This is a genomic window from Niabella aquatica (assembly GCF_054779315.1).
On the sequence record NZ_BAAGYM010000016.1, the window covers coordinates 142,668 to 165,516 of the forward strand.

The following is a 22,849-nucleotide window of genomic DNA, read 5'->3' on the forward strand; positions in this document are numbered from 1 at the left end:
TCAATCCATCAACTTTCAACTTATCAATATAGTACATGAACTTAAGAAACATAGCTATCATAGCGCACGTAGACCATGGTAAAACCACGCTGGTAGATAAAATTCTGCACGCTACCAAAGTGTTCCGCGATAACCAGGAAACCGGTGAACTGATTATGGACAGCAACGACCTGGAACGCGAGCGCGGTATCACCATTTTTAGTAAGAATGCGGCAGTTACTTACAAAGACTTCAAAATCAATGTTATTGATACACCGGGCCACGCCGATTTTGGCGGTGAGGTAGAGCGGGTATTAAAAATGGCCGACGGTGTGATCCTTTTGGTGGACGCTTTTGAAGGCCCTATGCCGCAAACCCGTTTTGTGCTGCAAAAAGCATTGGCATTGGGATTAAAACCTATTGTAGTTATCAATAAAGTAGATAAGCCCAACTGCCGCCCCGATGAAGTGCACGATGCAGTGTTTGATTTGTTCTTTCACTTAGATGCAACCGAAGAGCAGCTCGATTTCCCTACTTATTACGGTTCGGGCAAAAACGGCTGGTTCAATGATTCATTAACTGAAATTGATAATATTAATCCGTTGCTGGATGGTATTATCAAATACGTACCACCACCACATATCCATCATGGTACATTACAGATGCAGATCACTTCGCTGGATTATTCTTCCTTCCTCGGGCGTATTGCTATTGGTAAGGTAAGCCGTGGATCTATAAAAGAAAACCAGCAGGTAGCACTGGTGCAGGCAGACGGTACGATAAAGAAAACCCGTGTAAAAGAATTATATGTGTTTGAAGGAATGGGTAAAAAGAAAATAACCGAAGTACATGCAGGTGACCTTTGTGCCGTTGTAGGTATCGAGGATTTTAACATTGGCGACACCATTGCAGATGTCGAGAATCCGGAGGCATTGCCTATCATTAGTGTAGATGAACCCACTATGAACATGATGTTCGGTATCAACAATTCCCCTTTTTATGGCAAAGACGGAAAATTCGTTACCAGCCGCCACCTGCGCGACCGGTTAATCAAAGAAACGGAGAAAAACCTGGCGTTACGCGTTGAAGAAAGCGAAGGCGGTGAAAGCTTCCTGGTATATGGCCGGGGAATCCTGCACTTAGGGGTGTTAATAGAAACCATGCGCAGGGAGGGCTACGAGCTTACCGTAGGGCAGCCCCAGGTGCTGGTGAAAGAAATCGATGGCAAAAAATACGAGCCTTATGAAACGCTGGTAGTGGATGTGCCTGAAGAATTCGCGAGCAAGGTGATTGATTTGGTTACCCGCCGTAAAGGTGAAATGCTGGTAATGGAAACCAAAGGCGAAATGCAGCACCTGGAATTTGATATTCCTTCCCGCGGTCTGATCGGATTGCGTACGCAAATGCTCACGGCAACTACCGGTGAAGCAGTAATGGCGCACCGTTTTAACGATTATCAGCCCTGGAAAGGGAATATTCCCGGCCGGAACAATGGTGTTTTAATCTCAAAAAACCAGGGAAAAACAACCGGATACTCAATTGATAAACTGCAGGATAGGGGTACCTTTTTTGTAGACCCGGGCGATGAAGTGTATGCAGGACAAATACTTGCGGAAAATATTAAGCCCGGCGACCTGGTGGTGAATGCTACGGAAGAAAAGAAACTAACGAACCACCGTGCCAGCGGCAGCGATGATGCTACGCGCATTGCTCCTAAAACTTTATTGACACTGGAAGAGTGCATGGAATATATACAGCACGATGAATGTATTGAAGTAACGCCTAATTTCATCCGCATGCGTAAAGTAATTTTAGATGAAATAGAACGTAACCGGCAGGCCAAGAAAATGGCTGCAGAAGCATAATATACTGTAAAATATTATTTTATACAAAAATCCCGGCTTATACCGGGATTTTTTATGTCCCTATAAATAGAGTGCAGTCATCGTATTTACAAAACAGAATTATTACTAAAAGTACGGCAACATTCCGGCGATCAGTGCCTTTGGCTGAATGGGGAGGATGAGATACTGAAAGCATTTTGAAAGAACGGGAGTGCCTCCCAGGCATTTTATTGCGAATAGAAGGAGCAAAGTAAAAAACAACAGGCGCTTTTTCTAAAGCCTATCCCGAAGCGTCTTTTAACATTGTTCAACCAAACAATTACCTCCCTTTGATTACGTAAAATCGTAACTTTGCAGTATGATAAAGGGTGCTGCTTTATTGGTTGCTGTTTTATTGTTGCGTGTTGCGGCTTTTGCGCAATGTTCCATTTGTACTAAAACTGCCCAGCAGTTAGGTGACGGACCGGCTTCTGGCCTGAACAGTGGCATTATTTACCTGGCATTTATACCTTTACTGGTAATAGGATATATTGGGTTGAAATGGTGGAAAAGCGAAAAAAAGAATAACCGGTGAATATTACGGCTGACCTTATTTCGGGAAATTACCTGCTCGATTTCAATCAATATCCGATATCATCTATAGCTGCTTTTAATTTTCAACAACTATAAACAAATTCTATGCTGGAACAGATTTTAGACCTCGTAAAGCAGCAGGGACAACAATTTGTTGTGCAAAACCCTGAAGTGCCTGATAGTGAAAATAATGCCGTAATGATGGAGGCCGCTAATACCATAACCGGTGGTTTTCAAAATATACTGAGCGGCGGAGGGTTGCAAAGTATTATTTCAATGTTTACCGGCGGTGGTCAGGGACCCGATAGCAATGGTGGTAATGGAATGCGCTCCAACCCTATGGTAAGTATGATGATAGGCCATTTAGCGAATAACCTGGTAAAAAAGATGAACCTGAATCCTGCTGTTGCAAATAGCATAGCCAATAATATTATTCCGGGAGTTTTAAGCAGTCTGGTTAGCAAAACAAGAAGCAATGATCCTGCAGATAACGGATTTGATTTAAATAATCTGGTGGCATCTTTAACAGGAAGCCCTGCTGCACCCGATAACACGCAGATCAACGGGTTTGATTTTCAGGGTTTGATAGGCCGGTTGGGTGCTGATACCAATGGGGATGGCAAGGTAGATTTAAGTGATATTGTGAATGTGGTAACAGGGCAGGCCCAAAATCAGCAACAAGAGCAGCAGAAAAGCGGCGGGCTTGCGGACCTGATCAAGGGGTTCTTCCGGTAAACTTTCTTTTTCGAGTCTGCTTTTTGGCATGATTTCTGTTAAATATTAAGTGAAGTTCTTTAATAGCTGTAAATAACAGATTAAATCTTTTAAATTACTTTAACAAGTTCAGTAAAATAAAAAATCAGCTTGGTGCGTTTTAATAAATGTACAAGTTTAAGATAGTCAATTTTCTCATAAGCAGTTAGTTTTGGTTGCGACCCCTGTTTCTACAGGGGTCTATTTTTTTATAAATACTTTAAGGCTGATCAAAACACCTGTAATAGCGCCTGCGCTGTCTGCCACTACGTCCCACAAATCATAATCTCTGTTAGGTATTAAATATCGTTGCACGAGTTCCAAAAGATAACCCAGTAGTATGCCCGCTATAGCAATGAGTATAAATTTTTTTGAAAGCCCCGCAGGAGAACTTCTTAAGCTGACGGCCCAGCACCACAGGAAAACAAAAAGTGCGAAAATGCCAAAATGTACCCACTTGTCAAAGTAAGGTATTTCAAGAAATGAAGATTCATCAGGTAGGTCCGATCCCGGGATGCATAATAATATAATGACAATGGCCGACCAAAGTATGGCCGGCCAGTAACTGTTGAATAGTTTTTTCAAAACACTTGTTTTATGTCGTATGTAATTATCCGGTAACGGCTTCATAGCCAGCTGCGTCCAGTAAACCCTCTACATCGGCAGGATTATCCACGGTCATTTTTATCATCCAGCCTTCGCCATAGGGATCTGTATTTACCAGCTCTGGTGCATTGGCAAGTGCGGGGTTCAACTCGTTAATTATGCCGCTTACAGGCAGGTAAAGATCCGACACTGTCTTTACAGCTTCAACAGTACCGAACACATCATTTGCATTCAGTTTTTTGCCGATCGTTTCTACTTCTACAAAAACAATATCTCCCAGCTCCCTTTGGGCAAAATCAGTAATACCTACTGTGGCAATATTACCGTCCAGTTTAATCCATTCATGGTCTTTGGTATAACGCAGCGTATCAGGATAACTCATAGCTATATGATTGTTTAATTTGAAGTACAAATATGAGGTAAAACCTTTGAATTTTTTGGAAACGATCACTTTTTTTATGCCTTTTTAAAATGTATCGGCTCCATTGCCCTGTTTACCGGATCTTTTATGGTTGGTAACATTTATCTGTTTTAAACGATTTAACAGGTAGATTATGTTGCCAACCCGTATAAATAGTATTTTATCACTTTCAGCAGGCATTTTATACCATTTACCGCTAAAAGCTTTTAGGGTGCAACGCTGCAGGGTAGTTTTGTTATATACAAACCGATTTTATGCGATTACTTTTTTTACTACTTTCTTTTACTACAGCTACTGTAATTACAAAAGCACAGGTTATTACAGGGAAAATAGCAGATACAGGGTCTAAACCATTACCGGGGGCATCCGTTGCGTTATTAAAAGCAAGCGACTCTGCATTAGTTAAAATGAATATAACCGATAAGGAAGGCCTTTACCGGTTCGATAATATTATATCCGGCAATTACCTGCTGCAGGTTACCAGCGTGGGCTATACAAAAACTTTTTCCCCGGTATTTAATCATAGTACAGATAGCAAACAGAATGTAGCACTGGAGAAAACAGGTACACAAATGGCCGGCGTTGTAGTAACAGCCAAAAAACCACCGGTTGAGGTAAAAGCCGGTAAAACTGTTGTAAATGTGGATGCTTCGCCTTCTAATGCAGGGTTGAATGTATTAGAGATATTGCAAAAATCACCAGGCGTATCTGTGGATAATGATGATAACATCAGCCTGCAGGGGAAAGGCGGTGTTTTGATATTAATTGATGGCAAGCCCACTTATTTGAGCGGACAAAACCTGGCAACTTTTTTAAAAAGCCTGCAGGCTGGCAGTCTTGACCAGATTGAGATCATGACCAATCCCCCGGCAAAATACGATGCGGCAGGAGCTGCCGGTGTAATTAACATTAAAACTAAAAAAGGAACGATAAGAGGGATGAACGGAAATATGAATTTGAATTATGTGCAGGGATTATATCCCAAGTATAATGGTGGGGCTAATTTTAATCTGCGCAATAAAAAAGTGAACCTGTTTGGCAGCTATAACGGTGGTGCATGGGAAAGCTGGGGCATTATGAATATTAACAGGAATTTTTATAGGGAAGCCGCTTTCAGCGGCTCGTCCAAACAAACTACACAACGTCATAATAAAAGTTCCTGGCATAACGGCAAAATGGGAATGGATTATTATTTTACCGACAAAGATGTGGCCGGTGTAGTGGTAAGTGGTAATATAAATCCATGGAATAACTGGCAAGAAAGCGCCTCCGAACTGTATAATGCCGCTAATAACCTGAACAATGTATTAAGATCAAAGGCTTACAATGGAGGGCGTGCAAAAAATATTACAACGAATCTGAACTATAAACATACATTTGATTCGGCGGGAAGAGAAGTATCTTTTGACCTGGATCAGGGTTATTATCATAATCGCAGCAGTAACGCTCTTACAACAAGCGTGTACAAACCTGATAACACACAGGAGGGCAAAACAGTAATGCTTAACGGAGTACTGCCTTCCATTATCAATATATACAGCGGTAAGGCAGACTATGCACATCCGTTCAATAAAAATACAAAACTGGAAACGGGTATTAAAACCAGCTTTGTAAACACCGATAACAATGTTTTATATCAAAGGGATACCAGTACCGGCTGGTATGTTGATGAGCAGAGAACGAATCATTTTATTTACAGGGAAAACGTTAATGCAGCTTATGCCATCTTAACAAAGCATATAAAGAAGTGGGAGTTTACAGCAGGGTTGCGTGTGGAAAATACCTATACAAAAGGCATACAGCAGCAGGGCGATTCTGCGTTTAAAAGAAATTATACCAACCTGTTCCCCAATGCAGGTATAGCTTATAGCATTAATGATAAAAACCAGCTAAGCGCTGCATACAGCCGCAGAATAAGGCGGCCCGATTATAATGACCTGAACCCGTTTGTTTATTTTATAGATTCTCTTACTTATGGCCAGGGTAACCCCTATCTGCAACCGGAATTTTCTAACAGGGTGGAAGTGACTCATACGTTCAACCGTTTCCTGTCTTTTACTGTCAGCCATACACGAACAAATAATATTATCACCCGGCTGCTAAAACAGAATACAGAAAAGAAGACGGCCTTTCAAACAACAGAGAACTTGAGTACACGCAGGCAATGGGGTGCTTCTGTTTCAGTAAATAAGCAAATTGTAAAATGGTGGAACCTGAGCCTGTACAGCGGTGTATTTAATAACCAGTATAAGGGATTATACATTGAAGACGCTAAAAACACGCCGATAAAAATTAATATAAATGTATTAGACGCGAATATGAGCAGCAGTTTCAGTTTCGCAAAAACATGGACAGGGGAAATTAGTGGCTGGTACGTCAGTAATCCCTCGGAGGGGCTGATCATTGGCAGGCCTATGGGCGGAATGAACGCGGCCATTTCAAAACAAGTATTAAAGAAAAACGGAACGGTGAAACTCGGGGTAAGAGATATTTTCAGAACACAGAATTTTAGCGGATATTCCCGTTATGCTGATGTAGACATCAATATCTTTAATGACCGCAGGAGAGATAGCCGGCAGTTTAATATTTCCTTTGCTTATAAATTTGGTAAAAACGGTGCAGCACCTGCCAGGCGCAGAACAGGTGGTGCGGGTGATGAGCAAAGCCGGGTGGGTAGCGGAGGTAATTAATCTGTAAAAACAGCTTACACGCTTTAATATACCATTCACCGGATTTTTTTTACCGTTGAGCGGCAAGTGTTTTCCTGCATGTAGGGTAGCGCATAAGTTTGCATCAAATTTCGAAAACCAATGTTTATAAAAAATCTAATGTGCCTGGTGTTTTTAGCAGGGTATGCTAACCTGAACGCCCAAAAGATCACCGGAATGGTAAAAGATGCGGGGGGCAGTGCCCTAAGCGCAGCTACTGTATCACTACTCAACAGCCGGGATTCTTCTATTGTTAAATTAAATGCTACCGGTAAAAACGGGACGTATGTATTTGAAGGAATAGATACAGGGAATTATCTTATTATGGCAACGTCACTTGGCTATATTAAATCGTACAGCCAGCCTTTTAGTTATAATGGTGAGGATAAAAGGATAGAAGAAATAGTGCTTGCCAAAACAGCTACTGAGCTGGAAGGAGTGGTGGTTACCGCCAAAAAACCGCTGATTGAAGTAAAGGCCGATAAGATGATTGTGAATGTGGAAGGTACTATTAATGCAACCGGCAATGACGGGATTGATTTATTAAGGCGGTCTCCGGGCGTTCTGGTAGATAAGGACGACAACATCAGTATGGCTGGCAAAAACGGCGTAGAAGTTTATATTGACGGGAAGCCCAGTCCCTTGAAAGGTACGGACCTGGCTAATTATCTTCGCTCCCTTCAGTCATCCAGTATTGAAAGTATTGAGCTGATTACTAATCCCTCTGCCAGGTATGAAGCATCTGGTAATGCGGGTATTATCAATATTAAATTAAAAAAAGATAAGGCGTTAGGTACCAATGGTACCGTTACTGCCGGCTATAATGTGGGGGTTTATGCTAAATACAATGGCGGATTTTCGCTAAATCACCGCAGCAAAAAAGCCAATTATTTCGGAAATTATAATTATAGCAGGGGATTGAACTACAACACCCTTTCTTTATACAGGGAGATAGCGGACACTGTTTTCAACCAGCTTTCTGAGATGAAGGGTGAAAGAGCGGCGCATGGATTTAAAGCCGGTATGGATTATTATATCAACAGTAAAAATACTTTAGGGGTTATTTTGAGCGGTAATCTCAGTGATAATACTAATCGTACCAGCGGAGGCATGACTATTACACGAAGAGGCGATGCTTCTCCGCTCCGGATCCTGGAAGCGAACCCGGTAATGGAAGGAGACCGGAAGAACTATAATGCCAATGTGAATTACAGGTATGCAGATACCCTGGGCCATCAGTTAAATATGGATCTTGATTATGGCCGCTATGAGAATTATACCAACCAGTATGTACCTAATATTTATTATAATGGCGATTATTCAGCAGAGCTGTCTCGCAATATATACCGGATGATTACCCCTACAGACATCAATATTTACTCTTTTAAAGCAGACTACGAGCAAAATGCCTGGAAAGGAAAGCTGTCTTATGGAACCAAAATCGGCTTTGTTGAAACATTTAATCATTTCAACCGGTATGATGCGAACGGTAGCACAGAAGTACCGGACCGGAAGAATTCCAATGTATTTGATTACTCTGAAAATGTAAATGCGCTGTATGTAAACTATAACCGCCAGCTTAAAGGATTCATGATACAGGTAGGCGTAAGAGCCGAAAATACTTATTCTAAAGGCATCTCCACAAGCGAGGTAACCAGCGATTCAACGGTTAAAAGAAATTATACAGATCTTTTTCCAAGTGCTGCCCTCACTTTTAACAAAAATCCTATGAGCCAATGGAGCGTTACCTATAGCCGCCGTATAGACCGGCCGAATTATAGTAATCTGAATCCTTTCAGATTTGCGCTTAACGATTATACCTACCAGCAGGGAAATCCTTATTTAACGCCACAGTATACCAATAGCTTTGGCCTTACCCATACTTTTAAATACAAGCTGAATACCACGTTGAATTATAGCCATATAAAAGATATGTTTGCGCAAATACTCGATACGATAGAACAGAGTAAATCGTTCCAGATAACGCGAAACCTGGCTACGCAGGATGTGGTAAGCCTGAACATAAGCTATCCGTTCAACTACAAAGCATTGACTGTGTTTACAAATCTTAATTCCAATTACTCCGTATATAAAGCGAATTTTGGTGGGGCAGGCAGGGATGTGAAGGAGGATGTTTTCAGCTATGTTCTCTACGCCCAGGGCAGCTATAAGTTTGCTAAAACCTGGACAGCGGAGCTGACCGGTCTGTATGTTTCTCCATCAATATGGCAGGGTATATTCCAGAGTAAATCAATGGGTTTTGTAGATGCAGGATTACAAAAAAGCGTTTTTAAAGGAAAAGGCACGATTAAAACAAGTGTGAGCGATATTTTTAAAACGATGCATTTCAGGGGCGATGCTAATTATGCCGGGGCGGTAAATCGCATTGGCGCCAATTGGGAGTCGCGCCAGTTCAAAGTTAATTTTACTTACCGTTTTGGCAGTTCGCAGGTAAAAGCTGCAAGGCAGCGTAAAACGGGGCTGGAAGAAGAGAACAGGCGCACAGGAGAGGGCGGAGCCACACCGGGCGCCCAGTAAAAGCTTAGTTTTGTTGGTTTGAAATAAAGTTGCCGGCTTTTGTTGGCAACTTTTTTGCATGATATTCCTATTATGAAACGCTCATGAAAATCCTGATAGGATATATATGAGTACTCACCTGACAAAAAATCTCCGCCCAGGCGGATAAAAAAACATACGGATGAAATATGTATTGTTATATGCTGCTGTGTTTGCGCTTCTTATAAGCTGCAATAATTCATCAAGGGTTAATAAGTCTGATGAGGGGGATACGGTAGCTGCTGAAACAAAGTTAAAAGATACCGCTATAGTGCTGGATAGTATTACTGAGGCAGATACAGTATCTGCTGTTCTCCCCGTGGAATACGTTATAGAGGTAGCTGTGCCTGCCGCAACATTACCTGTAAAACTGAATAAAACAATAGTTGCTGAAACACAGTCCGTTCACATAACCCTCACTGACCTGGATCCCGGCCTCCTGAATGTAAGCATCAGCCCTGGTAAACCCGGTGCCAATATCAGGATCAGCCAGGTAGTAATGCCGGATGGCAGTACAGACGGGCCTTTTGGCCAGCAGCTTACCTTTGATGCCAGGCAGAAGGGGAATTATACCATTATAATCAATAAAAGCAATATGGCCTCTGGCAGCCAGGTAGGTGATGTGCTTATAAGTATTGAGAGATAACAGAACAGGTATGATAATTGCCTGTAATATAAGAATGCATATACTATTGTATTATTATTTAACGATTTAAATTTTTAGCTATGGATAATAAAAATGCAAAAAAGGATCAGGAAAATAAAGATCATCAGGATGCTCCTGTAAAGCCCGATCCCGAAACGTTGGGTAAAACTGATCCCCAGGAAAAAATGGAAGGCCCGGTATCTTCGTTAATGCAAAAAGGCAGTAAAGTAATGGAGAGTAAAGAAGATAAGGAGCATGCTACTAAAAAGCACGATGAAAAAATGTAGCTAACAGGAGTGCTGATTTCCCGGCCGGATTTTTAACCGGAAAATCGATCAGTGTTTTTTATACTGTTTCGTATATTTTTTCAATATCTGCGCTATATTTTTCTATGATCATTTTACGCCTGAGACTCATTTTGGGTGTCATTTCTCCGCCTTCCACACTCCACTCTTTAGGCAGCAGCACAAACTTTTTGATCTGCTCTACATGATTGAAATTGACATTGTAGTGGTCCAGCACAGAACGGAAAAGTGCATGCACCTTAGGATTTTTTACTATATCGTCATTGCTCATGTCAGGAATATGGTGCTCCTTCATCCAATGCCGAATTGCCGAAAAAGAGGGAACGATCAATGCGCTTACAAACTTTTTTTCGCTTCCCAGTACAATAATCTGTTCAATAAACTTGCTTTCCTTCATTTTATTTTCAATAGGTTGCGGCGCTACATATTTACCTCCGCTGGTTTTAAACAGCTCTTTTTTACGGTCGGTGATTTTGTAAAAGCGGTTTTCTATGATGGCTCCTATGTCACCTGTATGCAACCACCCGTCTATAATAACTTCACGGGTTAATTCCGGGTGCTTATAGTAGCCTTGCATCACGCTGGGCCCCTTCACCAGTATTTCGCCATCTGCTGCAAGCTTTACTTCGATGCCTTCTACAGGAGGCCCTACGGTGCCTAAATAAGTTTCATTGTTTTGCTTACGGTTTACACAGATTACAGGGCTGTTTTCGGTAGGGCCATAACCTTCATAAATGGGAATGCCTGCCGCGTTAAAAATACGAAGCAGCTTTTCCGATGCTGCCGCCCCGCCTGTAATAATAAAGCTAATGTTGCCTCCAAGGGCTTCACGCCATTTGCTGAAGACCAGCTTGCGGGCAATATTCAGCCTGAATCTATAAAAAGCAGACAACGGCTTACGGTTATCATATTTAAGGCCCAGCCCTACGCTCCAAAAGAAAAGCATTTTTTTGATGCCGCTCAGCTCCTTACCCTTAGCCATTATTTTCTCATATACTTTTTCAAGGAGCCTGGGAACAGTGGTAAAACCATCGGGCTTTATCTCTTTCAGGTTATCTGCAATTGTTTCCAGGCTTTCGGCGTAATAAATAGATATGCTGCTGAACAGGTATATATAGCTTACCATTTTCTCAAATATGTGGTTGAGCGGAAGAAAGCTCAGTACTTTGGTCTGGGGCTGATCAGGGAACGGGAAGCTGGCTTTTGAAAAAAATGCGTTACTTACAATGTTACTATGGCTTAGCATTACACCTTTTGGCTTCCCGGTAGTGCCACTGGTATAGATAATAGTGGCTAAATGCGTATTGGGTACCTGCTGTTTTGTAGTGGTTACCTGTTGCAATAACCCGTCATTCGCAAGCTCTAACAACTCGGTAAAATGGGCCGCCCCCTCTATTTTATCGAAAGTATAAATGCCTTTTAAAAAGCTGCTTTTCAGTAACCGTACTTTTTCGAGTAGTTCTTCATTACTGACAAAAATATATTTAGCTTCCGATTCGTTCAGTATATATTCCAGCTCCAGCGAACTGGTGGTAGGGTACATAGGCACCAGTATCGCGCCGATTTGTTGAGTAGCAAAATCAGTGATCAGCCATTCAGGACGGTTGTTGCTGATGATGGCTATTTTATCGCTTCCTTCGGGGCTGAAGTCATTGCCGCTCACTCCTTTGGCTAAAAGACCTGCTGAAAGCCGGTCAGCAAGGTCGGCTACTTCCTGTGTGGCATAAGATCTCCACCGGCCTTTTTCTTTGGCATTGAGCATATCGGTTTTTGGAAAATGCTCAAGTTGGTAAGCTATGGCATCAAATAATCGGTATCCCGGATACTCCATACAGCAAATAATTATTAGGTAGACAAGTTAAGAAAAAATGTTAAGAAAGAAAGAGCCGGGGCTATGAATAGAATACATAAAAAAACCACCTGCGTTTAGGCAGATGGTTACAGCGTTATTTCGGGAATTTTATTTCACAGAATACACTTGTCCCGCAGGCATTTTAAAAATCCTCGAGGTATGAAAAGCGGTGAATTTATCGTACGATTCTTTATGCGCCCCTACCCATTGTTCAAATGTAGACTGGTTATCTACCGGTCCAAACATCCACTGGTTATAAGAGTCAAATAGCCCGTCCTTCATTAGCTGCTGGTGATAATCAAACAGGCGGAAAGGAAATTCTTTAGCATAAGAAGTGTTCCAGTCAAGTATAAAGCGGGTACGTATCATTGCCAGGCTCTCGGGCGTGATTCCCTGTGCAGATATACCGGATTGTTTAGCGAAAGTTTCTATAACAGCTTTTGCAAAAGCATTTTTCTGGTTGGCTGCATCAGCTTTTAAATTATTTGAAATGAAAAGTTTTTGCTTATAAGCGTCCAGAACCATTTTCTTGATGCTGTTGGCTTTAGGGTTAAGGCTTTCCATATTAGCATAAATTTCTCCGTAAATGATCGCCCAGATCTTGTCATCCTGCTGTTTATAATAATGAACGGCGGCATTGTAGTAATTGCCTCCATAAGAAGGGGCTACCTGCATTCCTTTTTGCCATTGATCAATAGCACCTGCCGGGTTTTTTAAGATATCCAGCAATTCGCCATAGTCATTATGCAAAGGCCCGCTGTTGGGAAAATCTTTTAAGCCGTCCTTATAATTTTTTTCTGCTTCCTTGTAGTTTTCCTGGGCTTTGTAAATGTTACCCGCCAGTTGGTAAGCTGCCGGGTCGCAATCAGGACTGGCAATCACTGCTTTGATAATTTCTAACGATTTGGGGTAATCTTTTTTATAATAATAGGCCAACGCAAGATCTTTCTGCAGTTCCATATCGTTTTTATTGGCCTCGCTGGCTTTGGTAAGCACCAGCACAGCATTGTCCAGGTCGCCCGATTGCATGAAATTTCTTGCCCGCTGGCGCTCTGAGGAAATAGTGCTTTGCCCTAATACAGTCATGCAAGCAGATATAAATAAGCCTGTTACAAATATTTTTTTCATTCAATTATTTTTTTTGACTAGCTAAAGAAACAAAAAACAAGCCGAAAATGACGGTCCCGTAATATAAGATGCAAAAGTAGGAGAAAGGGTGGCAGCAAGGGAAAATTTATTTCACATCCTGAATTTTTAAGCATTTGTTAAAATGTTATAAAAAGCTGGATGTTAAAACCTTGCAAAGCGCTGTATTTTTTATAGACAGAAGGCTACATTTGTAAGTATTATACTATAGTATAGAACGTTTTTGCCGCGACGGAATAAATTATCGGGCTACCAACAATAAAACAGAATAAATGAAATTTGCATTAGCACAACAAAATTATCATATTGGCAATTTCGAAGCGAATATTCAGAAAATTATCGCCGCAATTCAGCAGGCAAAAGCTGAAGGTGTTGACCTGGTCATTTTTTCCGAATTATGTATTTGCGGGTATCCGCCCCGCGACTTCCTGGAATTCGATGATTTTATTAACCAGTGCTACGCCGCTATTGATGCCATACGGGAACAGGCCGATACCATAGGAGTGCTGGTGGGAGCGCCTGCACGAAATCCCAATCCATTAGGTAAAGACCTTTTCAACGCCGTTTTTTTATTGCATGAAAAAAAAGTTAAGGGAGAAGTACATAAAACCCTTCTTCCTACTTATGATGTATTTGACGAAGGCCGTTATTTTGAACCGGCTTACAGCTGGAATGTATTAGAGTTTATGGGTAAAAAGCTCGCAGTAACCATTTGCGAGGATATATGGAATATGGGCAGCAACCCGCTGTACCGTATTACACCTATGGAAGAGTTGATTCAATTTAGCCCTGATGTGATCATTAATCTCTCAGCCTCTCCTTATAACTATGCGCAGGACGTGGTGCGCAACAGTATTGTAAAAGCGCATACCTTAAAGTACAACCTGCCGATGCTGTATTGCAATGCTGTAGGATCGCAAACAGAGATCGTGTTTGACGGCGGAAGCCTTGTTTATGATGATGCAGGTAATAAGGCAGGAGAACTGAAATATTTTGAGGAAGATTTTAAAGTGTTTGATTTGGATGACCTGTTGAATAAAACACCGGAAAGCACAGCCGATACCACCGTGTACTTTGCTTCATCGGAAGTGGGCTTTGGTAAAGATGTGCTGGAATATCTTACAGATGAAATTAACATTGCAGAAATCTATTCGGCACTGGTGCTGGGTATAAAAGATTATTTTGCCAAGATGGGCTTTACAAAGGCCATTATAGGATCCAGCGGGGGCATTGATAGTGCGGTTACCATTGCGCTTGCAGTGAAAGCATTGGGAAAAGAAAATGTGCGTGCGGTGCTGATGCCATCTCAGTATTCCACTTCGCATTCTGTAAGTGATGCAGAGCAGCTAAGCCAGAACCTGGGTAACCCGTACGATATCATTGCCATAAAAGATATTTATGATGCGTTTCTAACACAGCTGAGCCCTATATTTAAAGACCTGCCTTTCAGTGTGGCGGAAGAAAATATACAAAGCCGCACCCGCGGGAATTTATTAATGGCCATCGCTAACAAGCTTGGTTATATACTTTTAAATACTTCCAATAAAAGCGAACTTGCTACAGGCTATGGTACATTATATGGAGATATGGCCGGCGGTCTGGGCGTTCTGGGAGACGTGTATAAAACACAGGTATATGCCCTGGCCCGGTATATCAACCGGGACAAGGAGATGATACCCGGTAACATTTTAATGAAAGCGCCATCAGCAGAATTGAGGCCCGATCAGAAAGACAGCGACAGCCTGCCCGAATATGATGAGCTGGATACGATTCTTTTTAAATATATAGAAGAGCGGCAGGGACCTAAAGAGCTGGTGGCACAGGGGTTGGATGAGAAGCTGGTGGCGCGTATTTTACGTATGGTAAACCTGAACGAATATAAGCGCAACCAGTTTTGTCCTATTATAAGAGTGAGCTATAAGGCATTTGGTGTGGGAAGACGGATTCCTATTGTGGCAAAATATTTGAGTTGATTGGCAATGAATAATCAGTAATTAATGATTCATAATGAATAGAACAGCAGCAGATATTAAGATTTTAAATGACAAAGTAGCGGCCGCGGGCGGTTTTGTTGATAAGCTGAAAGATGAGGTTGGACATATCATCATCGGGCAGGCCCACATGCTGGATCGCCTGCTGACAGGTTTATTAAGTAACGGGCATGTGCTGCTAGAAGGTGTGCCGGGCCTTGCCAAAACATTAACTATAAAATCGCTGGCAACTGCTATACAGGCCAATTTCAGCCGCATCCAGTTTACGCCCGACCTGCTGCCTGCTGATGTAATAGGAACCCTGATGTACAACCAGCAGCTGAACGATTTTGTGGTAAAGAAGGGCCCCATCTTCGCCAATTTTATTTTGGCTGATGAAATTAACCGGGCTCCGGCAAAGGTACAATCGGCGCTTTTAGAGGCTATGCAGGAAAGGCAGATAACCATTGGCGATACCACTTACCGGCTGGAGGAGCCTTTTTTGGTTTTGGCTACGCAAAATCCGCTGGAACAGGAAGGCACCTATCCTTTGCCAGAAGCGCAGGTAGACCGTTTTATAATGAAGGTGATTGTGCGCTATCCTGAAATGCAGGAAGAGCAGCTTATATTAAGGTCTAATGTGCAATCGGTAAAAATGCCGGAGATAAAGCCTGTAGTACAGGTGCAGGATGTGCTGTATGCAAGAGATCTGGTAAGGGATATTTACTTAGATGAAAAAGTAGAACAGTATATACTTGATATTGTTTTTGCAACGCGTTATCCGGACCGGTATCAATTGCAGCAATTAACGCCTTTAATTGCTTATGGCGCTTCGCCTCGGGGCAGCATTAACCTGGCGCTTGCAGGAAAAGCCCAGGCATTTTTAAATAAAAGGGCATTTGTAATACCGGAAGATATAAGAAGCATTGCACATGATGTATTGCGGCATCGTATTGGCCTTACCTACGAAGCCGAGGCCGAGAACATTGATGTAGAAAATATTATCAGTGAAATATTAGGGAAGGTGAATGTTCCGTAATTGAGATGACAGTTGACGCATAACAGGTATATTGTTTTTTCATGATCTTAATATTGCTGTAATGGTAGAAATTATTAGTGAACCGGAGTTTGAGCCATTCACAGGTATGATTGATGAATCTGTTAAGATACTAAATGGTCTTATCAACTATTATGAAAGATCAACCCTTAAATAGCTGTCATCCGTCATCTATCATCTGTCAACTAAATAAATGCGTTCCACATCCGAAATATTAAAAAAAGTACGTGAGCTTGAAATTAAAAGCAAGAAGCTGGCAAAAGACCTGTTTTCCGGCGAGTATCATAGCGCTTTTAAAGGGAAAGGCATGTCTTTCAAAGAAGTGAGAGAATATGCAGCGGGCGATGATGTACGTTTTATCGACTGGAACGTATCCGCACGGTTCGGCCATCCTTTCAGTAAAATATTTGAAGAGGAGCGGGAGCTTACCGTAATGCTGCTGGTGGATATCAGCAACAGCTCTTTATTTGGTACGCATTACGGTTTGAAAAGGGATGTGGCCACCGAAATAGCAGCCGTTCTTGCATTTTCTGCTGTAAGCAATGGCGATAAGGTGGGCGCCATCTTTTACAGCGATAAGGTAGAAATGTATGTTACTCCTAAGAAGGGAAGGCAGCATGCCTTATATATTGTCCGTGAAATATTAAGCCTTGAAGCAAAAGGTAAAGGTACCCGTTTAAGCGCCGCACTGAAGTATTTTACAAATGCCATCAGGCAATCGAGCATTGCCTTTGTGCTGAGTGATTTTATTGATGCCAACTATGAAGATGCGCTTCGTGTGGCCGGGAAGAAGCATGACCTGATAGGCGTCAGGATATATGATCAGATGGATCAGGCCCTGCCTGATGCAGGCTTAATGCAGTTAATGGATGCGGAAACAGGGCTTACACAGTGGGTGGATACCGGCAGCGCCTTTGTACGCAAAAAATATGAAGAGCAGTTCTTTAAAGCTACAGAGTACTGCCTGAATGTTTTTAAAAAATCCGGTAGTGACCTGTTACATATAAAAACCGGTGATGATTATGTAAAGGTATTACAACGGTTTTTTAAGAGCAGGATTAAATAATTGAAATTTAGGTTTAAAAGTTGAAAGGTTTGAAAGAATGTGCATCAAATAAAAATCACTATCTTAAAAATATACGATCATATATAGCAGGAATATTGGTTGTGGTGTCTGTGCTGCTGTTTTCGGCTGCTTATGCACAACCTGTTGCTGTACGGGCCTTTACAGATAAGGGAAGAGTGCTGTTGGGAGAACCGTTATGGCTTACACTGGAAGTAAAAACGCTGCATGGTGCCAAGGCGCCGGCTTTTAAGGTGGACAGTATCCCACATTTCGAGTTTATTATAAAAGACAGCTTTAAAGTATTGCAAAAGGGCGATACCACGGTTTATCACCAGTACTATCAGCTTGCCAGTTTTGATTCCGGCAGGTGGGTAATACCACAATTTACTTTGAGACCTTTTGTAAAAACTAACAGTATTTTAATAGATGTGGTGTTTACCGATAATTTTGATCCCCGGCAGCCTTATCATGATGTACAGGAAATAAAGGATGTGCCTTTTAAAATAGATGCTGGTATTGACCGCTGGTGGTACATGATCGCCGCTATACTGATCCTGCTGGTACTGGTGATTTATTGGGCAACACCACCTGGGAAGGCCCGAGCCGACACAAAGATAATTGCTGCCGGAACGGCGTACCGAAAAGCGATGCAAAGCCTGCAGGAGCTGAAGCAGCGCGGTCCTGATAAGCAGCGCTTTTATACACAGCTGGTAGAAATTTTCAGAACTTATATCCTGGAGCGAACGGGCATCAGTTCGTTGCAGCAAACGACAGCTGATCTTGTAGAAAAGATCAAATCTTTGATATCAGATGAGGCGGGGTATAACCGTCTTTCACAGGTATTATATCTTTGCGAACTTGTAAAGTTTGCAAAGTATGACCCTGCAGACAATGAAGCTGCCTCTGCTTTTGAAGTGGTGGAAGCGGCTATTAGTGATATAGAAAGCGGATTAAAAAATAAACCGGGAGGCTGACCCCAAAGGCTTCTTGATTATCATATTGAGGCACAAATAACAGGAAAATCAAGCCTGCCTGCGGTAGGTAAGTTCTTTAAAACGACAAATAAATATCGTTACTTGCTTTCATTCACAGGTGTACAAGAGTGCGACGCAAAGCTGTTGATAGTAGCACTAAGCTCATAAAATAAAAAATGATCTACGACTGGTTAAAAAATATTGTATTTATATGGCCGGAAAATTTTATACTGCTGGGCATTATCCCGTTTTTGATAGGGCGGTATATCAAAAACGAAGGCAGGGATAAGGGCGCTGTTATGGCTTCCGCTGTAAATGCGCACATTCCTGCTACTTTCAGAACCCGGTTCCGCCATTTGCCTTTTGTGTGCAGGATGCTTGCGGTTACCTGCCTGGTAATGGCGCTTGCACGTCCACAGCATCAAACCGGAAAAAGCCGTGCAGAAGGAGAGGGTATCGATATTGTTTTATGCCTGGATGTAAGCGGCAGTATGGGCACTTCGGATGTAAAGCCTTATCGCTTCCTGGTGGCGAAAGAAGTAGCGATTGAGTTTGTTAAAAACCGCCCCGTAGACCGTATCGGGTTAGTAATATTTTCAGGCGAGGCCTTTACTAAATGTCCTATAACGACCGACCGGAATGCCGTTTTAAACCAGCTGCAGAGCCTGAAAATAATGGATGGCGGCTATCTGGAAACAGGTACACTGATAGGGGAGGGCCTGGCCATGTCTGTAAACAGGATCAGCAAGGGAACCAGTAAAAGCAGGGTGGTTATTTTACTTACAGACGGGAAAGAAGATGCGCCGCCAACAAGGATTATTGATCCTGAAATGGCTATGGAAATTGCCAGGGCAAATCATGTGAAAGTCTATTGCATCGGGTTGGGATCTGCTACCAGCACTGACGAGCAACTGGTAAAGGATATATCGGGGAATACCGTAAGGAATTATATTGATGAAGATCTGCTCGGACGTATAGCAACCAGCACCGGCGGGAAATATTACCGTGCTACCGATAAAGCATCACTTCAGGCCATATACGGACAAATTGATCAGCTGGAAAAATCGAAAGTAGAGATCATACGCTATAAGGAAGTGCAGGAAATGTTTACACCGCTTGTAATAGCTGCTTTGGCCTGGCTTTTAGTGGAAGTAGTGCTGAGGTTTACTATCTTTAAAAAATTTCCATGAGCCCTGTGGTTTACTTCAGTGTGGCTGGCCATAATAGCTCTTTGATTGACCTTGCCTCATTATGCTGTCGGATCTGACGATTATGTGTGTGAAACCGGTTTTATATTCTTACTCATTCATCATTCCTGAATTTTTTCCTGTTTTCCTTTATTTTGCTGTGCCTTTTTTTAAGCTCTATCCGTTTTTCTGCTGATGCTTTCGTGGCTTTTGTGGCAATACGTGGCTTCTTTTTGTGGAGGGATTTTTCAATGAGTTCATTTATTCGCCTGACCGCATCATTTTTGTTTTCCAGCTGGGTACGGTAAGTCTGCGATTTTACCTGAAGCAATCCTTTCGCATTAATGTATGATGTTAATTTTTTTTGTATAATAGCTTTTTGCTCATCGGTAAGCAAAGCAGATGATTCAACAGGGAAACAGGCCAGCACAGCAGTTTCTACCTTGTTTACATGCTGGCCACCCTTACCGCCGCTGCGCATGGTTTTAAAAATAATTTCTCCTGATACGTTCATTATATTCAATTATCGCTCTAAATTAGTTGTTCTGTTCTGTATAACGTATAAAATGAAAGCAGTAATTCAAAGAGTATCAAAAGCCAGCGTAACTATCGATGGGAATATCCATTCCGCTATTAATAATGGCGTAATGATCTTGCTGGGTATTGAAGATGCAGATACTGAGGAAGATATCAGTTGGCTGAGCCAGAAGATCGTGCAGTTGCGTATTTTTAATGATGATGCGGGCGTGATGAACATTTCTTTAAAAGATACCGGGGGCGATATTTTGCTGGTGAGCCAGTTCACGCTGCATGCTTCTGTCAAAAAAGGAAACCGGCCGTCTTACATTAAAGCCAGCAAACCTGGTATTGCGGTACCATTATATGAAAAGATGATCCGTTGTTTAGAAACAGATTTAGGCAAAACTGTTCAAACAGGTGTTTTTGGAGCGGACATGAAAGTGGAGCTGATCAATGACGGCCCCGTAACCCTAATAATTGATACAAAAAATAAAGAATAAATATGACAATAGCTGACGCACAACAGCAGGTGGATGAATGGATAAAAACGATCGGGATAAAGTATTTTAGCGAGCTGACCAATATGGTCATCCTTACTGAAGAAACAGGAGAGCTTGCCAGACATATAGCACGTATGTATGGCGAGCAGTCTTATAAAAAAGGACAGGAGCCTACGGGGGATCAGAAACGGCTGGTACTGGCAGATGAAATGGCAGATGTATTGTGGGTATTGATCTGCCTGGCTAATCAAACAGGGATTGATCTTACTGCGGCATTAGAGCGGAACTTTGAGAAGAAAACCATCCGCGATGCCGGTCGACATGCCGGTAATGAAAAGCTGAAATAAGTATACATGAAAAAAGCCTGGACCATACTCAAACAATCGGTAGAAGAAGTTTTTGATATGCGCATCTTCAAATTAAGCGCGGCATTGGCTTATTACACTATTTTTTCTATTCCGGGACTGCTTATTGTAGTGCTTTGGATAGCAGATATTTTATCGGGTCATGATTCTTCTGTAAAATCAAGCTTATATAACCAGATTGCAGGATTGGTGGGTATGGATGCTTCCCGGCAAATTGAGGCTACTATCAATAATGCTTCAAGCGACCTTGCTAATAAAAGCTTTTCAACCATTGTAGGTCTGGTTACCCTGATATTCGGGGCTACCAGTGTATTTGCCGAAATACAGGACTCGATTAATATGATCTGGCGGCTAAAAGCAAAACCCCTAAAGGGTAAGGGCTGGCTAAAGCTGATCATAGACCGGCTGCTTTCATTTTCTGTAGTCATATCGCTTGGTTTTTTATTGCTGGTATCGCTTCTTATCAATGGGTTGATGGATATCTTTATTGAACAGCTGACACGGCAAATACCTGAAACAGAGGTAACGATTGCTTATTTATCTAATCTTGGCATCACTTTTTTAATCACTTCTTTTTTATTCGGGCTTATATTTAAGGTGCTGCCCGATGCACGTATCAGATGGAAAGCGGTGCGCGCAGGTGCTTTTGTAACGGCGGTCCTGTTTATGCTGGGTAAGTTTTTAATAAGCTATTATCTTGGCCATAATAGAATGACCTCTGCCTATGGAGCTGCCGGCTCTATTATAGTGATACTGTTGTGGGTATATTACTCCGCCATTATCCTTTATTTTGGTGCTGTGTTTACAAGGGTATATTGCATTCATAATGGTATGAATATTTTTCCTACCCAGTATGCCGTTTGGGTAGAGCAGGTAGAAGTAGAACACGCAGACTCTATACAGCATTTGCATAACGATAAAGTAGTTGCTGCCCACGAAAAGGAAATCATTAAGGAGATCGACCCTGATTCGCGGCATAACGGAAGCTTTGACTGAAATAAAGTATTTTAGTGCATTATTTTACAATGATTTACCTTCATTTCCGGATAATTAAAATAATAAAGGAGTTGAATCAAAAACTAAACAAGAATGAAAAAGTATGTCTTCTTTTTGCTGGTACTGTTTCTCACGACGGGGTCTGAAATTTCAGCACAGGTGCAATGGGGCCTAAGAGTTGGAGGCAATTTGTCCTCGATGTTATTGAAAGATGAGGGCGAATATATAAAGACGAAGCTGCAGCCAGGTTTTCATATTGGTGGTACAGCCGATGTTTTGATCTCTGATAAATTTTTTTTACAGCCGGCGCTGCTATTCACTACCAAAGGCTTTAAGCTGGACGATGATGGTTTTGCCGATGCCTTATATGGTGTAGACTATATTAAGTTCATGTCTTATCATATTGACCTGCCGGTTAACCTGGTTTTTAAACCTCAGTTAGGTAACGGCAATCTGCTGCTCGGCGCAGGCCCGTATATTTCTTATGGGCTGGGTGGCAGATGGAAAGCAGCAGCTGACGGGGCTAGTGTAAAAGGTAAACTTAAATTTACGAATGATATTGCGGATGTAATGGCAGATACCAGTTCCTTCTCTGGCAATAACAGAACAATGCCCTATATGAAACCTTTCGATTTTGGCGCTAACATGCTCGTGGGTTACGAGCTCCGGAATAATTTTTATTTTCAGATGAACGGCCAGGTAGGGTTGGTTGACGTTGACCCGGCATATAATGGGGTAAGCGATGAAAGGAGCAGCATAAAAAATATTGGGGGAAGTATTTCTATTGGCTATAAGTTTTAACGGCAGTGACCGTGGTTTTCATTTA

21 protein-coding genes are annotated in these 22,849 nt (G+C 42.0%); 16 read left to right on the top strand and 5 right to left on the bottom strand.

Features of this window, described 5'->3' with window-relative positions; all coding sequences use genetic code 11:
• Window positions 1-35 precede the first annotated feature (35 nt).
• The 3 genes from typA to ACYVBM_RS14215 all read left to right on the top strand — a co-directional run bounded on the left by typA (window position 36) and on the right by ACYVBM_RS14215 (window position 3,131).
• Window positions 36-1,844, top strand: a complete 1,809-nt coding sequence (typA, locus tag ACYVBM_RS14205; RefSeq protein ID WP_460686339.1) for a translational GTPase TypA — start codon at window positions 36-38, stop codon at window positions 1,842-1,844.
• Between the two features lie 337 nt (window positions 1,845-2,181).
• Window positions 2,182-2,397, top strand: a complete 216-nt coding sequence (locus ACYVBM_RS14210) for a hypothetical protein (protein WP_460686340.1) — start codon at window positions 2,182-2,184, stop codon at window positions 2,395-2,397.
• Window positions 2,398-2,501: 104 nt separating this feature from the next.
• The gene (locus tag ACYVBM_RS14215; protein WP_460686341.1) at window positions 2,502-3,131 is read left to right on the top strand and encodes a hypothetical protein; all 630 of its coding nucleotides are present in this window, start codon (window positions 2,502-2,504) and stop codon (window positions 3,129-3,131) included.
• A 219-nt stretch (window positions 3,132-3,350) separates the two neighbouring features.
• Here the strand turns inward: ACYVBM_RS14215 and ACYVBM_RS14220 are convergent, their stop codons facing one another.
• Complete coding sequence (locus ACYVBM_RS14220; protein ID WP_460686342.1) at window positions 3,351-3,734, bottom strand: VanZ family protein; 384 nt, start codon at window positions 3,732-3,734, stop codon at window positions 3,351-3,353.
• 25 nt (window positions 3,735-3,759) lie between these two features.
• Window positions 3,760-4,137, bottom strand: coding sequence for a glycine cleavage system protein GcvH (gene gcvH / locus ACYVBM_RS14225; RefSeq protein WP_460686343.1), 378 nt, complete (start codon window positions 4,135-4,137; stop codon window positions 3,760-3,762).
• 293 nt (window positions 4,138-4,430) lie between these two features.
• On the opposite strand from gcvH, the gene ACYVBM_RS14230 reads away from it, so the two are divergent.
• The 4 genes from ACYVBM_RS14230 (at window position 4,431) to ACYVBM_RS14245 (ending at window position 10,373) form a co-directional block, all read left to right on the top strand.
• Entirely contained in the window at window positions 4,431-6,866 is a 2,436-nt protein-coding gene (locus ACYVBM_RS14230; protein WP_460686344.1) for a TonB-dependent receptor, read from the top strand.
• 120 nt (window positions 6,867-6,986) lie between these two features.
• A complete protein-coding gene (locus ACYVBM_RS14235; protein ID WP_460686345.1) occupies window positions 6,987-9,422 on the top strand; it encodes an outer membrane beta-barrel protein in 2,436 nt (811 codons plus the stop codon).
• A 160-nt stretch (window positions 9,423-9,582) separates the two neighbouring features.
• Window positions 9,583-10,086 carry a hypothetical protein gene (locus ACYVBM_RS14240; RefSeq protein WP_460686346.1) on the top strand — a complete coding sequence of 168 codons (504 nt, stop codon included), beginning with the start codon at window positions 9,583-9,585 and terminating at the stop codon, window positions 10,084-10,086.
• Between the two features lie 80 nt (window positions 10,087-10,166).
• Window positions 10,167-10,373, top strand: a complete 207-nt coding sequence (locus ACYVBM_RS14245) for a hypothetical protein (RefSeq protein WP_460686347.1) — start codon at window positions 10,167-10,169, stop codon at window positions 10,371-10,373.
• A gap of 58 nt (window positions 10,374-10,431) precedes the next feature.
• Here the strand turns inward: ACYVBM_RS14245 and ACYVBM_RS14250 are convergent, their stop codons facing one another.
• Complete coding sequence (locus ACYVBM_RS14250; RefSeq protein WP_460686348.1) at window positions 10,432-12,222, bottom strand: AMP-dependent synthetase/ligase; 1,791 nt, start codon at window positions 12,220-12,222, stop codon at window positions 10,432-10,434.
• Between the two features lie 129 nt (window positions 12,223-12,351).
• A complete protein-coding gene (locus ACYVBM_RS14255) occupies window positions 12,352-13,371 on the bottom strand; it encodes a tetratricopeptide repeat protein (protein WP_460686349.1) in 1,020 nt (339 codons plus the stop codon).
• Between the two features lie 290 nt (window positions 13,372-13,661).
• Between ACYVBM_RS14255 and ACYVBM_RS14260 the strand changes: the two genes are divergently transcribed.
• The 5 genes from ACYVBM_RS14260 (at window position 13,662) to ACYVBM_RS14280 (ending at window position 19,646) form a co-directional block, all read left to right on the top strand.
• Window positions 13,662-15,362, top strand: coding sequence for an NAD+ synthase (locus ACYVBM_RS14260; RefSeq protein WP_460686350.1), 1,701 nt, complete (start codon window positions 13,662-13,664; stop codon window positions 15,360-15,362).
• Window positions 15,363-15,396: 34 nt separating this feature from the next.
• Window positions 15,397-16,398, top strand: a complete 1,002-nt coding sequence (locus tag ACYVBM_RS14265; protein ID WP_460686351.1) for an AAA family ATPase — start codon at window positions 15,397-15,399, stop codon at window positions 16,396-16,398.
• 211 nt (window positions 16,399-16,609) lie between these two features.
• Entirely contained in the window at window positions 16,610-17,482 is an 873-nt protein-coding gene (locus ACYVBM_RS14270) for a DUF58 domain-containing protein (RefSeq protein ID WP_460686352.1), read from the top strand.
• Between the two features lie 29 nt (window positions 17,483-17,511).
• On the top strand, window positions 17,512-18,456 hold the full coding sequence (locus ACYVBM_RS14275; protein ID WP_460686353.1) for a hypothetical protein: 945 nt from the start codon (window positions 17,512-17,514) through the stop codon (window positions 18,454-18,456).
• A 176-nt stretch (window positions 18,457-18,632) separates the two neighbouring features.
• Window positions 18,633-19,646 (top strand): vWA domain-containing protein, encoded by a 1,014-nt coding sequence (locus tag ACYVBM_RS14280; protein ID WP_460686354.1) that lies wholly within the window; start codon window positions 18,633-18,635, stop codon window positions 19,644-19,646.
• A 112-nt stretch (window positions 19,647-19,758) separates the two neighbouring features.
• Here the strand turns inward: ACYVBM_RS14280 and arfB are convergent, their stop codons facing one another.
• Window positions 19,759-20,157 carry an alternative ribosome rescue aminoacyl-tRNA hydrolase ArfB gene (gene arfB / locus ACYVBM_RS14285; protein ID WP_460686355.1) on the bottom strand — a complete coding sequence of 133 codons (399 nt, stop codon included), beginning with the start codon at window positions 20,155-20,157 and terminating at the stop codon, window positions 19,759-19,761.
• 52 nt (window positions 20,158-20,209) lie between these two features.
• Here arfB and dtd point away from each other — a divergent pair, with 52 nt between their 5' ends.
• The 4 genes from dtd to ACYVBM_RS14305 all read left to right on the top strand — a co-directional run bounded on the left by dtd (window position 20,210) and on the right by ACYVBM_RS14305 (window position 22,824).
• Window positions 20,210-20,662, top strand: a complete 453-nt coding sequence (dtd, locus tag ACYVBM_RS14290) for a D-aminoacyl-tRNA deacylase (protein ID WP_460686356.1) — start codon at window positions 20,210-20,212, stop codon at window positions 20,660-20,662.
• A gap of 2 nt (window positions 20,663-20,664) precedes the next feature.
• Window positions 20,665-21,009 (top strand): nucleotide pyrophosphohydrolase, encoded by a 345-nt coding sequence (locus tag ACYVBM_RS14295; RefSeq protein ID WP_460686357.1) that lies wholly within the window; start codon window positions 20,665-20,667, stop codon window positions 21,007-21,009.
• 6 nt (window positions 21,010-21,015) lie between these two features.
• A complete protein-coding gene (locus tag ACYVBM_RS14300) occupies window positions 21,016-22,023 on the top strand; it encodes a YihY/virulence factor BrkB family protein (RefSeq protein ID WP_460686358.1) in 1,008 nt (335 codons plus the stop codon).
• A 93-nt stretch (window positions 22,024-22,116) separates the two neighbouring features.
• Window positions 22,117-22,824: an outer membrane beta-barrel protein gene (locus ACYVBM_RS14305; RefSeq protein WP_460686359.1), complete on the top strand. Its 708-nt coding sequence runs from the start codon at window positions 22,117-22,119 to the stop codon at window positions 22,822-22,824.
• Window positions 22,825-22,849 lie beyond the last annotated feature (25 nt).

Coding starts and splice junctions, on each gene's coding strand:
- ACYVBM_RS14245 (WP_460686347.1), top strand. CDS start 10,167: ATGGATAATAAAAATGCAAAAAAGGATCAGGAAAATAAAGATCATCAG.
- ACYVBM_RS14265 (WP_460686351.1), top strand. CDS start 15,397: ATGAATAGAACAGCAGCAGATATTAAGATTTTAAATGACAAAGTAGCG.
- ACYVBM_RS14250 (WP_460686348.1), bottom strand. CDS start 12,222: ATGGAGTATCCGGGATACCGATTATTTGATGCCATAGCTTACCAACTT.
- gcvH (WP_460686343.1), bottom strand. CDS start 4,137: ATGAGTTATCCTGATACGCTGCGTTATACCAAAGACCATGAATGGATT.
- ACYVBM_RS14235 (WP_460686345.1), top strand. CDS start 6,987: ATGTTTATAAAAAATCTAATGTGCCTGGTGTTTTTAGCAGGGTATGCT.
- ACYVBM_RS14260 (WP_460686350.1), top strand. CDS start 13,662: ATGAAATTTGCATTAGCACAACAAAATTATCATATTGGCAATTTCGAA.
- ACYVBM_RS14255 (WP_460686349.1), bottom strand. CDS start 13,371: ATGAAAAAAATATTTGTAACAGGCTTATTTATATCTGCTTGCATGACT.
- ACYVBM_RS14300 (WP_460686358.1), top strand. CDS start 21,016: ATGAAAAAAGCCTGGACCATACTCAAACAATCGGTAGAAGAAGTTTTT.
- ACYVBM_RS14305 (WP_460686359.1), top strand. CDS start 22,117: ATGAAAAAGTATGTCTTCTTTTTGCTGGTACTGTTTCTCACGACGGGG.
- ACYVBM_RS14280 (WP_460686354.1), top strand. CDS start 18,633: ATGATCTACGACTGGTTAAAAAATATTGTATTTATATGGCCGGAAAAT.
- ACYVBM_RS14240 (WP_460686346.1), top strand. CDS start 9,583: ATGAAATATGTATTGTTATATGCTGCTGTGTTTGCGCTTCTTATAAGC.
- ACYVBM_RS14230 (WP_460686344.1), top strand. CDS start 4,431: ATGCGATTACTTTTTTTACTACTTTCTTTTACTACAGCTACTGTAATT.
- arfB (WP_460686355.1), bottom strand. CDS start 20,157: ATGAACGTATCAGGAGAAATTATTTTTAAAACCATGCGCAGCGGCGGT.
- ACYVBM_RS14270 (WP_460686352.1), top strand. CDS start 16,610: ATGCGTTCCACATCCGAAATATTAAAAAAAGTACGTGAGCTTGAAATT.
- dtd (WP_460686356.1), top strand. CDS start 20,210: ATGAAAGCAGTAATTCAAAGAGTATCAAAAGCCAGCGTAACTATCGAT.
- ACYVBM_RS14295 (WP_460686357.1), top strand. CDS start 20,665: ATGACAATAGCTGACGCACAACAGCAGGTGGATGAATGGATAAAAACG.
- typA (WP_460686339.1), top strand. CDS start 36: ATGAACTTAAGAAACATAGCTATCATAGCGCACGTAGACCATGGTAAA.
- ACYVBM_RS14215 (WP_460686341.1), top strand. CDS start 2,502: ATGCTGGAACAGATTTTAGACCTCGTAAAGCAGCAGGGACAACAATTT.
- ACYVBM_RS14210 (WP_460686340.1), top strand. CDS start 2,182: ATGATAAAGGGTGCTGCTTTATTGGTTGCTGTTTTATTGTTGCGTGTT.